Source organism: Rugamonas aquatica (assembly GCF_009380215.1).
GTDB lineage: Bacteria > Pseudomonadota > Gammaproteobacteria > Burkholderiales > Burkholderiaceae_D > Rugamonas > Rugamonas aquatica_B.
This window is the reverse complement of record NZ_WHUG01000010.1, coordinates 37,035-49,065: the sequence shown is the minus strand read 5'-3', so window position 1 is coordinate 49,065 and position 12,031 is coordinate 37,035. Positions and strand designations below refer to the sequence as shown.

At 62.6% G+C, this 12,031-nt stretch carries 13 protein-coding genes; 7 read left to right on the top strand and 6 right to left on the bottom strand.

Annotation, left to right across the window (positions count from 1 at the left end; translation table 11 throughout):
* Together GEV02_RS21985 and GEV02_RS21980 are read right to left on the bottom strand one after the other, a co-directional pair.
* Positions 1-588, bottom strand: coding sequence for a chromate transporter (locus GEV02_RS21985; RefSeq protein ID WP_152840106.1), 588 nt, complete (start codon positions 586-588; stop codon positions 1-3).
* Positions 585-1,163: a chromate transporter gene (locus GEV02_RS21980; RefSeq protein ID WP_152840105.1), complete on the bottom strand. Its 579-nt coding sequence runs from the start codon at positions 1,161-1,163 to the stop codon at positions 585-587. Before GEV02_RS21980 ends, GEV02_RS21985 begins: the two co-directional genes overlap by 4 nt.
* 133 nt (positions 1,164-1,296) lie before the next feature.
* Here GEV02_RS21980 and GEV02_RS21975 point away from each other — a divergent pair, with 133 nt between their 5' ends.
* Positions 1,297-1,488, top strand: a complete 192-nt coding sequence (locus tag GEV02_RS21975) for a hypothetical protein (protein ID WP_235922877.1) — start codon at positions 1,297-1,299, stop codon at positions 1,486-1,488.
* Between the two features lie 255 nt (positions 1,489-1,743).
* Here the strand turns inward: GEV02_RS21975 and GEV02_RS21970 are convergent, their stop codons facing one another.
* Both GEV02_RS21970 and GEV02_RS33015 read right to left on the bottom strand, forming a co-directional pair.
* The gene (locus GEV02_RS21970; protein ID WP_152840104.1) at positions 1,744-2,646 is read right to left on the bottom strand and encodes a PAS domain S-box protein; all 903 of its coding nucleotides are present in this window, start codon (positions 2,644-2,646) and stop codon (positions 1,744-1,746) included.
* A 107-nt stretch (positions 2,647-2,753) separates the two neighbouring features.
* Entirely contained in the window at positions 2,754-2,927 is a 174-nt protein-coding gene (locus tag GEV02_RS33015) for a hypothetical protein (RefSeq protein ID WP_174999271.1), read from the bottom strand.
* A 200-nt stretch (positions 2,928-3,127) separates the two neighbouring features.
* On the opposite strand from GEV02_RS33015, the gene GEV02_RS21965 reads away from it, so the two are divergent.
* Genes GEV02_RS21965 through GEV02_RS21940 form a run of 6 tightly spaced genes read left to right on the top strand, consistent with a single transcriptional unit; the run spans position 3,128 to position 10,794 of the window.
* Positions 3,128-5,863, top strand: coding sequence for a type VI secretion system Vgr family protein (locus GEV02_RS21965; RefSeq protein WP_328595887.1), 2,736 nt, complete (start codon positions 3,128-3,130; stop codon positions 5,861-5,863).
* Positions 5,864-5,890: 27 nt separating this feature from the next.
* The gene (locus GEV02_RS21960) at positions 5,891-7,033 is read left to right on the top strand and encodes a hypothetical protein (protein WP_152840102.1); all 1,143 of its coding nucleotides are present in this window, start codon (positions 5,891-5,893) and stop codon (positions 7,031-7,033) included.
* Positions 7,030-8,172, top strand: coding sequence for a hypothetical protein (locus tag GEV02_RS21955; protein ID WP_152840101.1), 1,143 nt, complete (start codon positions 7,030-7,032; stop codon positions 8,170-8,172). Before GEV02_RS21960 ends, GEV02_RS21955 begins: the two co-directional genes overlap by 4 nt.
* Positions 8,169-10,049, top strand: a complete 1,881-nt coding sequence (locus GEV02_RS21950) for a TIGR02594 family protein (RefSeq protein ID WP_152840100.1) — start codon at positions 8,169-8,171, stop codon at positions 10,047-10,049. Before GEV02_RS21955 ends, GEV02_RS21950 begins: the two co-directional genes overlap by 4 nt.
* A 13-nt stretch (positions 10,050-10,062) precedes the next feature.
* Positions 10,063-10,515, top strand: a complete 453-nt coding sequence (locus GEV02_RS21945) for a hypothetical protein (RefSeq protein ID WP_152840099.1) — start codon at positions 10,063-10,065, stop codon at positions 10,513-10,515.
* Between the two features lie 15 nt (positions 10,516-10,530).
* Complete coding sequence (locus tag GEV02_RS21940; RefSeq protein ID WP_152840098.1) at positions 10,531-10,794, top strand: PAAR domain-containing protein; 264 nt, start codon at positions 10,531-10,533, stop codon at positions 10,792-10,794.
* Positions 10,795-10,800: 6 nt separating this feature from the next.
* On the opposite strand, the gene GEV02_RS21935 is transcribed toward GEV02_RS21940, so the two are convergent.
* Positions 10,801-11,205, bottom strand: a complete 405-nt coding sequence (locus GEV02_RS21935; protein WP_152840097.1) for a hypothetical protein — start codon at positions 11,203-11,205, stop codon at positions 10,801-10,803.
* A gap of 160 nt (positions 11,206-11,365) precedes the next feature.
* A complete protein-coding gene (locus GEV02_RS21930) occupies positions 11,366-12,007 on the bottom strand; it encodes a phosphohydrolase (RefSeq protein WP_152840096.1) in 642 nt (213 codons plus the stop codon).
* Positions 12,008-12,031: the final 24 nt, after the last annotated feature.

Genomic DNA, 12,031 nt, shown 5'->3' with positions numbered 1-12,031 from the left:
TCAGACCAGCTGGAACCAGCCGACCAGCGCACCCGCGGCCAGCAGCCACAGCAGGTGGATGCGGGTGCGCCAGATCACCAGGCCGGCCGCCACCGACAGCGTCCACAAGGGCCAGTCGGTAGCCCAGCTGTGGTGGGCGCTGCCGAGGATGATCCCGACCGACACCATCAGCCCGACCACCACCGGCGCCATGCCCTGCTTGAAGGCGCGCACGCCCAGCAGCTCGCGGTTCTGATGGCCCCAGCGCGCCGCCAGATAGGTCAGCGTGGTACTCGGCAGCATGATGCCTGTCATCGTCACCAGCACGCCGGCCAGCGCCGCCGCGTAGCTGCCCGCGTTGAGGCCCACATTCCAACCCATCAATGCCACGAACAGCACGTTCGGCCCCGGCGCGGCCTGGGCGATGGCGATCGAATCGTTGAACTGCGATTGCGTCAGCCAATGGTGCTCCTCGACCAGGAAGCGGTGCATCTCGGACGTGGTGGAAATCGCGCCGCCTATCGACATCAGCGACAGCAGCAGGTAATGGCCGAACAGGTTGAGCCAGTCGGCCAGGCTCAGCACGAGATGCAGCGGGGCGTCGTTCATGGCTGGCCTCCCTTCAGCTTGCGGTAGGTGAGCGTGACGCCGATGCTGCCCAGTATCAGCAGGGTGTAGGCCAGCGGCAGATGCAGCAGCACCACGAACACCACGCACAGCAGCGCGATGGCGCCGGTCAGCCACATCGGCAGCGGATGCTTGCCGAGCGCGGAGGCGAGCTTGAGGCCGGTCGCGGCGATCATGCCGGCCGACACCGCCGCCATGCCGCGCAAGGCGCCGGCCACGCCGGGATGCTGCGCGTAGTGCGAGTGCAGCACGGCCAGCACCAGCACCACCAGCAGCGGCACGGTCAGCATGCCGGCTAGCGCCACCAGGCCGCCGCGCAAGCCGTAGTAGCGGCTGCCGATCATCAGCGCCAGGTTGACCACGTTGGGGCCGGGCATGATCTGCGCGACCGCCCATTCCTCGATGAATTCTTCCTGCGTCAGCCAGCGCTTGCGCTCGACCATTTCGCGCTGCACGACCGCCAGCACGCCGCCAAAACCTTGCAGCGCCAAAATGGTGAAGGACAGGAAAAGATCGAACTGCGAAGAGGGGCGGGAGCGTGGTTGATCGGTAGTCATGCACTATTATCGCGCACAAACACTTTAAATACAGAAATGATAGGAAGCTGACATTGACTTTGGCGGAGGCTAGCCGATACTCCTTTAGCATGTCGCAGATCAGGGTTTACACCTCCAACCTTTGCCAAGGATCATGATGAACGTTTCGCTATTACAGCAGCGCAGTGATGAGCAATGCAGTGCCGCAGTCAACCGCGGCATCCTGGTGCAATCCAGCTTCAACACCGTTTGCGCGATCGAATACATGAAATCCCACAACGTTGCGCCACAGGTGATCGAACGGGTGCTATTACACCCCGAACAGCGTCGAAAATCCCCTCATTGACGCGCCAGCTTATACCGCCCCGGTGTTTACTTATGCACAAATCATGTTGACAAGAATTTTCTTTAAAAATTTTCTTGTCTCAATGCTTGACGCGCTAAGTCATTGATTTTTCAATGGGTTTATTTTGCCTGTTGGATGGGCAGTTTGTTGAAAACCGCATAGGTAAAGCCTCCCTGCGGTGTCAAGAGGGTGATATCCACATAGATATCCACAGCCTCTGTGGATATCCGGAAAAGTGCTTTAACAATCCGCGACTTAGAGCGGAACTTTCAATGCCTGCAGGACGCTGGCGACGACGATGTAGCGCGGCGGGGTGTCCGCGCTGGCCGTCACCGTGGCGCGCAGCCGCACTTCCTGGCCGTCGCGGCGCCAGGCGCTGACCACGTCGGTCCAGGCTTCGCCTTCCTTCAAGGCTTGCAGCGCGTCGCTCAGCTGGTCCTGCGGATAGGGCGGGGCGTGCAGCAGGCGCGGATCGGCCCCTTGCAGTTCCTCCCGGCTGTACTGGAAGACGGCGCAGAATTTATCGTTGACGCTGGCGATGCGGCCGCGCTGGTCCAGCGTCATCATCACCGCATGCTGGTCGACGGCGGCCAGCAGCTGCCTGGCCTGGTCCAGCTCCAGCTGCAGCGCCTGCGCGTGGCGGTGCGCCTGCTCCAGCCCGGAATAGGCGCGCAGCGACGAGATCACCGTGGTGAACAGCTTGCGCGTGGTCAGGTCGGTCTTGCACCAGAAATCGTTGATGTCGTAATCGAGGATGATGCTGTGTTCCAGCGCCTGGCCCGGCTGGCCGGTGCGCAGCACGATGCGCACCAGCTGGTTGTGCAGCGTGTCGCGGATCTGGCGGGCCACGTTCAGGCCGGCGTCGCTGGTTTCCATGATGACGTCCAGCAGCACCAGCGCGATATCGGGCGTGGTGCGCAGCGTGTGCAGCGCTTCCTCGCCACTGTAGGCGTGCAGGAAGCTGAGCCGGCGGCCCTGGAAGCACGCGTTGCTCAGCGAAAATTTGGTGACGACGTGAACGTCGACGTCGTCGTCCACGATCAGCACGCGCCACGGCGGCGGCGCCTGTGCAGCGCCCGGTTTGCCTGCCTGTGGCTGGCTGGCCGGCGGTGCTTCGTCTTCTATCATCCAATCGGTGTCGTCGTCGTTCTGGTTCATGCATCAATCCCACGGTGAGTCGGAGAAGGGAATTGCGGACCTTCACAGTGACACTATTCCTTGCCAGTACTTTTGTCAAAGGATTCCCCGCCGGCGTGTCTCCACACCTACTTATGCACAGAAAAATATTTTTCAAGCGGCCTCAAAAGCGCTTGAGGCTTGAATTTTAGCTGCTGTAAGTATTTGATTTTATTAGGTAAAAATTTTGCCTGTGGATTAGGCATTTTGTTGAAACCCGCGCCGTTAAAGGCGTTCTCGGCTGTCAAGTGGCGGTTATTCACAACCTTATCCACAGTTGGTGTGGATATCTGTGAAAAGCGCTTTAAATCCACCTGCTTAGCCGCTTTTCTTCAGGAATTGCAACAACGCGGATTGGCGCCGCCGGCAAATTCAATTGAACGTCGTCAACTTTATCTGCATGATAACATTCTCGCCAATAAATTTTTACATGGCGGTGGCAATGTTGGGTGCAGGTGAATTTTTGCAGGATTTGATCGCGCAACGGCAGAACAAGCGGATTTTACGCCTGTCGTTCCCCCAGGGCGACGGTCCAGACGCCCAGCTGCTGCCCAACAAGCTGGAGGCGGACGAAGCGCTGTCGCGCGACTTCGATTACCGGGTCGAGCTGCTGTCCGACAATGCCTCGCTGTCGCTGAAAGACCTGCAAGGCAAGCTGATGTGCGTGGAATTGGTGCGCGGCGACGGCAGCCTGCGCTACTTCACCGGCTATGTGTTCCGTTTCCGCCTGCTCAAAACCGATGGCGGCGTGGCGTACTACGAGGCGGCGCTGGCGCCCTGGCTGGCCTACCTGAAGCTGCGCAAGGATAACTACCTGTTCCACAACAAGACGCTGCGCGAACAGAGCGCCAGCATCTTTGCCGATTACTCGCCGCTGCCGGTGTGGGATTGCCGCATCGCCGGCGAGGAAACGCCGATGACCGACGCCTGCCAGTTCGGCGAAAGCGACCACAACTATCTGCATCGGCGCTGGGAAGAAGCGGGCTGGAGCTACTGGTACGAGCACACGGCCAGCGGCCACACGCTGGTGCTGAGCGACGACAGCACGGCCTCGCAAGCCATCGACGGCGGCCGGCCGGTGCCGTTCCAGCGCCACGGCGGCGCGATCGAAGAAGAGGGCATGGGCGAATGGTCGCCGGCGCGCCAGATCGTCGCGGCCAGCGTCGCGCTGAGCGCCTTCAATTTCAAGCAGCCGGTTCCGGCCCAGTTCAACCTGCCCACCCTCAACCAGCAGGGCGCGGTGCTGAACGTCGAAAGCTATGAATATGCGGGCGCCTACGGCTTCAGCGATGGCGACGGCGCGGCCCGGCTGGCGCGCCTGCGCATCGAGGAGCTGGAAGCGGCCGGCAAGCATTTCGACGGCCTCGGCAATTGCAGGCTGCTGCAGCCGGGCCGCGCGTTCGAGCTCAGCGGCCACTTCGACGATGCCGGCGATGCCGATAAAAACACGTTCCTGGTCGTCGGCGTCAGCCACCTGGCGACCAACAATTATCTGCAGCGCCAGGCCGGCGACGACCAGGGCGCGCAGTACAGCAACCGCGTGAGCTGCATCCGCAAGGCCGTGCCGTGGCGGCCGGGACGGGGCTACAACAGCGTCGACACCCGCATCACCGCGCCGCAGACGGCCACCGTGGTCGGCCCGAACGGGCCGGACAGCATCCACACCGAGCAGTACGGCCGCGTGCGCGTGCAGTTCCACTGGGACCGCGTCGGCCGCAACGACGAGCAGAGTTCGGCCTGGGTGCGCGTGGCCAGCGCCTGGGGCGGCGGCGAGCTGGGCGCATCGGCGGTGCCGCGCGTCGGCACCGAGGTCATCGTGCAATGGCTGGATGGATCGCCGGACCGGCCCATCGTCACCGGCACCGTGTTCAACGAGCTGCACCAGCCGCCCTGGGCCTTGCCCAGCCAGCAGGCGCTGACCGGCCTGCGCAGCCGCGAGCTGACGCCGAACGGCGGCAATGTCGCGTCGGGACGCAGCAACCATCTGATCCTCGACGACACCAACGCCGCCATCCAGGCGCAGCTCAAGAGCGACCACGCGCACAGCCAGCTGTCGCTGGGCCATATCACGCGCATCGAGGACAACAGCGGACGCAAGGATGAGCGTGGCGAAGGCTTCGAGCTGGCCACCGAGGCCTGGGGCGCGCTGCGCGCCGGCAAGGGCATGCTGCTGACCACCGAGGCGCGGCCGCAGGCGGCCTCGCACATCAAGGACATGGGCGAGACCGTGGCGCGCCTGAGCTCGGGCGCGGCGCTGCACCAGCAAATGGCGGACGCGGCCCAGCATCAGGAGGCGCAGAAGACCGGCGTCGACCAGACCGAGGCCGGCGACGCGGTGCGCGCGCAGAACGCGGCGGTGCGCGGCGACGGCAAGGCGCAGGGCGAGTTCGCGGCGCCGCATCTGGTATTGTCCAGCCCGGCAGGCATCGCCAGCAGCACGCCGGAAAGCACGCATATCCAGAGCGGCCAGCACGCCGCCATCAGCAGCGGCGGCCACGTGTCCATCGCGGCGGGCAAGAGCCTGTTCGCCAGCGTGAGCGAGAAGATCAGCCTGTTCGTCTCCAAGGCCGGCATGAAGCTGTTCGCCGCCAAGGGCAAGGTCGAGATCCAGGCCCAGAGCGACAATGTGGAAATCATCGCCGAGCAGGTGCTCAAGCTGATCAGCACGAAGATGAATATCGAGATCACGGCGGCCAAGGAAATCGTGCTCAACGCCGGCGGCAGCTTCATCCGTATCAACGCCCAGGGCATCGAGCAGGGCACGGGCGGCCAGTGGCTGTCGCAGGCAGGCCAACACACGATGGAGGGGCCGAAGAATATGAATGCGGTCAAGCAGGCCGAGTTTGAAAAAGCGGAACCGAAGAAATTCAGCCAGCAGGTGTTTGTCGATCAGGCGCTGTGGAATTTGCCGAGCGGCGTCAAGGCGCTGAAGTACACCTTCCTGTCGCGCACCAACCAGGTGCTGGGACGCGGCACGCTCGACGGCAAGGGCAAGTCGACGCCGCTGTTCACCGACACCGGCGAGCCGGCGCGCATCGAGATCGACGTCAACGGCGGCAAGTGGGAACAGATGATCTTCGACCGTCATCCATCCATCAGCGTGCCGCTGGATGCGCCCGAGGTGGTGTTCGATCACTATGCCGAAGGTGCGGTCGACGAGGCTTCCATCGAAGGTCAGGACGATACGCTGACTGCTTGAGATGCTCTTACCGAAATGAGAAATGACATGAAAAAATGCTTGTGCGTAGTGGTGGCTGGACTGAACTTTTTGACGGTGGCGAACGCGGCGCAGCCGGTCCGCCTGCAACTGCCTTTGCCTGTGGCAGGCACCCGCTTTTTGCCGCACAACATAGGATTTTCTGCCGATGGAAAAGACCTGTGTCTGGCCGGCACCAATACGGATGAGAACGGCCGTGCGACCGCCCAGCTTCTGCTGATCGACCGCACAAGCAGTACGGTGCGCTGGCAGAAACGGCTGCCTGCGCCGGACGGCCATTCCGACATCTATCCGGTGCAGTGCGTGAAGGATGGCGGCGCGGTTTATCTGCTGGCCAATGTCGATACGGATAGCGTCAAATCGCTGCGGCACACCTTGGCCTATGTGTACAGCTTTAACTTGCAAGGCAAGCAGACCGGCTACAAAGTGCTGGACCTTCCAGGGAGCGACCACTTTGCCTATGCCATGGCGGCTACGCCAGGCGGCATCAAGGTGGCCGGCTATATCAAGGACGAGGACGACGACTTCGAATACTACTCTGTGTTCACGCAGGGGATGGATGCGGCATTGAAAGCCGATAAGCCTTCGATCAAAAAGACCGGAGCGTTTGCGCCGTTCCCGAGCGGGCGGATAGTCGGCGACAGCTTGCACATCGCCGGGAATTTCTATCCATACAAACTCTCCAAGAAGGAGGGCGATGGCGATTACGCGGTGTCGAAATTGCGTTTGAACGGCAGCTATCTGTGGAGCCAGCGTCCTCCTACCGCGAACTCTCTTTCGGGATACACCGGCGTCGGCGCCAATGGCAGCGTATTCCGCTTGGCTTACCAAAAAGAGACGTCGTCGTTGTTGCAGGTGACGCCGGACGGCAAGTTTGGGCCGGAAGTCAGCTATGCCAGCAAATATTGCGAAACACGGGCGCTGGTTGAATATGGCAACGACTACCTTGCCATCCGCAAGCCCTGCAACAGCATAGGCGGACGCTCGGTGATGGTGTCGATCAATCCGGAGAGCAAGACTGAAAAGTTGCTCGACTGGTTAGCCGAGGAACCGCTGTACCTGACCGCCGATCCGGACTCCTGGGCGGTGGTGGGCAAGGACAAGTCCGGCAAGCCGGTCTTGTACACCGGCGCCGTGAAGGCCGCTGAATGAGCCGTAAGAAATTTTTCTGGGCAGCGCTAGGTTGGACGCTGTGCGCCTGCTCGCAGGCGGCGCCGCAGAAGCTCGCACTGGCGTTGCGCGACAAGAGCTTCAGCGTTTATAGCATGGAGTTCTCTGCCGATGGCGAACAGGTCTGTATCGCCGGTGTCGACAGCGACGACCTGGGCGCTTCGACCGGCCGGCTGATCGCGATAGACCGTGGGAGGAATGCGATCCGCTGGCAAAAGACCTTCCCGGTTCCGGATGGTTATGCGGGACTGTTCCCCGTTCAGTGCCTGCCCACGAACGACAGGGTCTATCTGCTGGCCAACGTGGATACGAAGAGTTCACCCCCGATCACGCAGACGCTGACCTATGTGTACAGCTTCGACGCCCAGGGCCTCCAGCTTGCCAGACGCCGCTTGGTCAATCCGGCCCGCGGCCAATATGGCTATGCGATGGACCTGGCTTCGGACGGTATCAAGGTCGCTGGCTATCTGAAAAGCGAGGATCAGGATTTTGAGTACTATTCGGTCTACACGACTGTTCTCAATCTGGCGCTGCAAGTACAGGGTGAGCCAGTGATACGCAAGACTGGCGCCTACACGTCCCACCGCGGCGTCCGCATCGTTGGCGACAGCGTGTATGCCGCTGGCATGTTCGCACCCGCCAAGATAGCGAAAAACCAGGTGATTGACGACTTCGCCGCGTCGCGGATACGGCTGTCAGGCGGCTATGCGTGGAGTGCGCACCCGCAGTTGGATGCGCGCCCGGCTGTGAGTGCCGGCGTGGCCGCAGACGGCACCATCCATGTGCTTGGCAATGCTGGTCGAAGCACAACGCTGTTGACCGTGTCGCCCGACGGCAAGCCGTTGCCAATGCGAACCTACCCAAGCCGCTATTGCGACACTCATGCGATTGCTGCGTATGGGAGGAGCTTGATTGCGTTGCGCGAAACGTGTGACGACAACGCCGGAAAGGCAACAATGGCGCTGCTGGAAATTGACCCTTTCAGCGGCAAGGAAATCGAATTGAAATGGATGGATGATCAGGTTGTCCAGGTCGCGACTGCTGGACGGCTATGGTCGGCGATCGCAAAAAACCAGGCTGGCAAGTTGTTTTTCTACTCCTCCGAGAACGGAGCCCAATGATGGCATACACATACGAAGACAAACTGAATTTCATCGCCGACTTGTATTGTCCGGCACGCGTGGTGGCCGATCAGACGGGTTGCTCGTGGGAGCTGATTCTGGCTCAGGCGGCACAGGAGACTGGTTGGGGTGAGAAGGTTTTGCCCGGCACGAACAATGTCTTCAACATCAAGGCGGACAGCAGCTGGAAAGGCGAATCCAAGGTCTTTCATGTGCGGGAAACGATCCATAAAAAGACGGAGTGGGTGGATGCGCCTTTCCGCGTGTATGCTTCCAAGCTTGAGAGCCTGAGCGACCGGACCAAGTTTTTAAGAGAAAATCCCATCTACACCAAGAGCGGTCTGTTCAAGCCCGAGGTCAAAGGCAACTTCATGCTGGAGGCGCAGGCGTTGAAAAAAGCCGGCTACGCCACCGAGACCGATTACGTGGACCAGCTGGCGACTGTGTTTTCAGGGCCGACAATGCGGCGCGGTATCGCCCGCGCGCAAGAGCGCGGCTGCGGCCCGGTGCTGCCGATGGTTGAAGTATTCCTGCTCGATGGCGCCAAGCTGCCGATCAAGAACAGCAAGGTGCAGGTGCTGCTGGACGGTAAGCAGGCCGAGGTCGTGACCGATGGACATGGCCGTTTCGTGATCCGCATTGCTCCCAAGAGCGTCAACATCCAGCTCAAGGTGTTCGACAAGGATCAGAACGCCTGGGTCAACGTGGACCCGGTCAAGCTGGACAAGCTCGTCACCGACAAGACCGCGACCCTGATCGCGCCGACCTTTACCGCGCAGACCAGTACGCGCGAGCATGAAAAGAAAGCGTCGCCCAAGCCGGCCGCCGCGCCATCGGCTGCGCCGGCTGCCACCGCGCCGCCTGCGGCCAAGCCGGCTGCGACCGGGGCATCGGCCGTCACCAAGTTCAAGGACTACAAAGTCCTCAAGGGCGACAGCCTGGCCTCGATCGCCAGCGCGCACCAGACCAGCTACCAGGCGATTGCCGAAGCCAACGGCATCAGCTCGCCGTACATCATCCGCCCCGACCAGATCCTGCGCGTGCCCGATGTGAAGACGCAGCTGGCCGAGCAGGAAAAACGTCATGCCGCGCCGCCGGCCGCCGCGCATGGCGCTCCTGCGGCCCACGGCACGGCCGCGGGCAAAGGCGCCGCGCAGGGTGCGCACGACAAGCCCGCCGCCAAGCCGCAGCAGCCCGCTGCCCCGGCCGCCAACGATCACGACGGCGGCAGCGGCGGCATCACGCTGGCGTCGCTGGGACAGGCTTTGTCGAGAGGGACGACCGGTCTGCATACGGTGTTCTTCCGCAACGCGGAGGAGCGTCCGCAGACCGACCTGATGCACTCCAGCCGCGCGCCATGGATGAAGTTCGCGCAGGAAGAATTCGAAAAAGGCGTCAAGCGCCGCACCGGCAAGGGGAAGAACGACGCCCGCATCCTCGAATACTTCACCGCGACACCCTCGCTGGACAAACGCTCGGCCTCGGTCGACGAAACCCCGTATTGCGCGGCCTTCGTCAACTGGTGCCTGGGCCGCACCGGCTACAAGGGCAACGGCAGCGCGCTGGCGGCGTCGTTCGCCAAATGGGGCCGGCCGACCAAGGACAACAAGCCGGCGCTGGGCGCGGTGGCGCTGATCAAATTCCCCACCGGCGGCCACCACGTCACCTTTGTGGCGGGCATCAGTCCGAACGGCCGCCAGATCGCCACGCTGGGCGGCAACCAGGGCGAGAACCATGAAGTCAGCCACAGCCGCTGTCCGAAGACGATGGTGGTAGTCTATCGCTATCCGTCCGACTACCCGCACTACGACGACGATTATGTGCTGCACGACGTGGAAAGCGACCACGCCCCGATGACCGCCAGTTCCACTCACTAGACAGGATTTATGTATGCGCAATAAAGTATTGTTCGCGGCACTGCTGCTGTGTTCCAGCCTGAGCCAAGCCTTCGACGGTGCGCCGTCGTTCACCACCAAGCGCGCCGGCGTCGAGCACACGCTCAAGCTCAGCCAATGGAAGGTCGACGCCAAGGGCGTGCCTTCTTTCGATTACGTCTATGAACAGCAGGCCGGCGCCTGCCGCTTCAAGGTGGCGGGCCACGCGATTGCCGGTTTCGAAGAAAAGGGCGGCAAGGCGGTGCTGGAAGTCTTCAATCCCGAGGACGGCAAGGGCAAGGCCATGCCGCCGATCCTGATGTTCTATGACGAAGCCGTCACGCTGGTCTTGCCGCTGAAGGGCGCGTTGCAGCAAGTGTCCTTCGACGACGAGCTGAGCGACGCGCAACTGCGCGGCAGCTGCGGCAAGAAGACGGACGCCAAGCTGTCCGTCCTGTTTCGTCAATAAGTGCGGGGACCAGGCATGCCCGGTAAAGCGATCATCCGCCTCGGCGACCGCACCTCGCACGGCGGCCGCGTCCTCGAAGGCTTCCCGCTGCTGACCATCCATGGCAAGCCGGTGGCCGGCGTCGGCCATCGGGTCAGCTGTCCGCGCTGTTCCGGCTCGCCGGTGATCGCCGAGGGCATGGTGAGCGTCACCATGATGGGCGTGAAGGTGGCGGTGGAGGGCATGAAGACTTCATGCGGCGCCACCCTGATCGGCTCGGGGCCGGCGGAGACTGCCTAGCGGCGCTCAGCCGTCGATAGCGGCCAGCAGCTTGCGCACGGCGCCGTGGGCCATGACGATGTCCGTGCCGTCGTGCAGCAGCGTGTTGTACTTGGTGCGGAACTCCATGTCGCCGGTTTCGGACGGGCCGATCAGCGCTTCGATCGCCTTGCGGAAGGTGCGCGCCTCGGCCAGCGTGACGGCTTCCGGTTCGTCCAGGCGTTCATCCATCTGCGCCATCAGGCCGGACAGCTTTTGCAGCCAGGCGAAATGCGGATGGTTGGCCACCAGTTGCAAGTGTTCCAGCGCGCTGCCGACCGCGCCGAAGTACTGGGTCTCCACGTGGATCAGCTGCTTGTGCAGGTCGCGCAGCGCGCGCGCCAGCGCGGTCAGTTTGGCGTTGTTGGCCAGTTCGTTGTCGGCTGATGCCATAAATTCTCCAGGGTTGAAATTCAGGCTCTAGTGTAGCGCCCCCGTGAGCGGGTCGCCATGCGCTAAAAGGTGGGGTCAAGTCTGACATTTGGACACGAACTGGAGCGTATCGAACCCTACAGCCGTGGTCGTGTCCAAATGTCAGACTTGACCCCAAGGTTTAAGCGCTGAGCGCCTTCAACCGGTCGAGCTCGGCCAGGAAGCGGTCGCTGGCGACGGCGGGCGGCCATGGTTCCCACGCGGTGCCGCCGTAGACCGCCTGCAGCGGATCGTCGTTCAATGGCGGCACGCTGATCTTGAGCGTGTGCAGCACTTCCCTGGCCGACCAGCCCACCACATGCACCGCCTCGCTGGCGGCCGCCAGACGGTCGGCCATCTTGTGCGCGGCGTGTTCCTTCGGCGTCCAGCGGGGCAGGCCGTAGCGCAGGAAGACGGCGCTCTCCAGCCGCACCGTCAGGGCCTTGAAGCCTTCGCCCAGAAACGGCTTCAGCGGCGAGACGCAATCGAATCCCAGCAAGCCTTCCTCGGCATCGTGCAGCAGCTCGCGCAGCGCCGCCAGCGGCGCCAGTTCCAGGCCGACCGCCTTGCAGGCCGCGACGCGCAGGTGCATCACCGTCAGCGAATGCTGCGCCACCGACAGCGGCAGCGGCCATGCCGAATGCCCGCCCCAGCGATAGGTGCGCGCCAGGCCCAGCGCGAGGTCGCTGTCTTCCCAGTCGAACGGTGTCGGATCGAGCAAATCCAGCCGGCGCTCCGACGGCATGCGGACCCAGGCGCGGTTTTCGTGATGGTCGCGGCCCATGCGGTTTTCCTTCTCTGTGGCGTA

Bases quoted from the DNA above. Each gene is read 5' to 3' on its own strand.
- GEV02_RS21985 (WP_152840106.1), bottom strand. From the start codon at position 588: ATGAACGACGCCCCGCTGCATCTCGTGCTGAGCCTGGCCGACTGGCTC.
- GEV02_RS21980 (WP_152840105.1), bottom strand. From the start codon at position 1,163: ATGACTACCGATCAACCACGCTCCCGCCCCTCTTCGCAGTTCGATCTT.
- GEV02_RS21975 (WP_235922877.1), top strand. From the start codon at position 1,297: ATGATGAACGTTTCGCTATTACAGCAGCGCAGTGATGAGCAATGCAGT.
- GEV02_RS21970 (WP_152840104.1), bottom strand. From the start codon at position 2,646: ATGAACCAGAACGACGACGACACCGATTGGATGATAGAAGACGAAGCA.
- GEV02_RS21960 (WP_152840102.1), top strand. From the start codon at position 5,891: ATGAAAAAATGCTTGTGCGTAGTGGTGGCTGGACTGAACTTTTTGACG.
- GEV02_RS21955 (WP_152840101.1), top strand. From the start codon at position 7,030: ATGAGCCGTAAGAAATTTTTCTGGGCAGCGCTAGGTTGGACGCTGTGC.
- GEV02_RS21950 (WP_152840100.1), top strand. From the start codon at position 8,169: ATGATGGCATACACATACGAAGACAAACTGAATTTCATCGCCGACTTG.
- GEV02_RS21945 (WP_152840099.1), top strand. From the start codon at position 10,063: ATGCGCAATAAAGTATTGTTCGCGGCACTGCTGCTGTGTTCCAGCCTG.
- GEV02_RS21940 (WP_152840098.1), top strand. From the start codon at position 10,531: ATGCCCGGTAAAGCGATCATCCGCCTCGGCGACCGCACCTCGCACGGC.
- GEV02_RS21935 (WP_152840097.1), bottom strand. From the start codon at position 11,205: ATGGCATCAGCCGACAACGAACTGGCCAACAACGCCAAACTGACCGCG.
- GEV02_RS21930 (WP_152840096.1), bottom strand. From the start codon at position 12,007: ATGGGCCGCGACCATCACGAAAACCGCGCCTGGGTCCGCATGCCGTCG.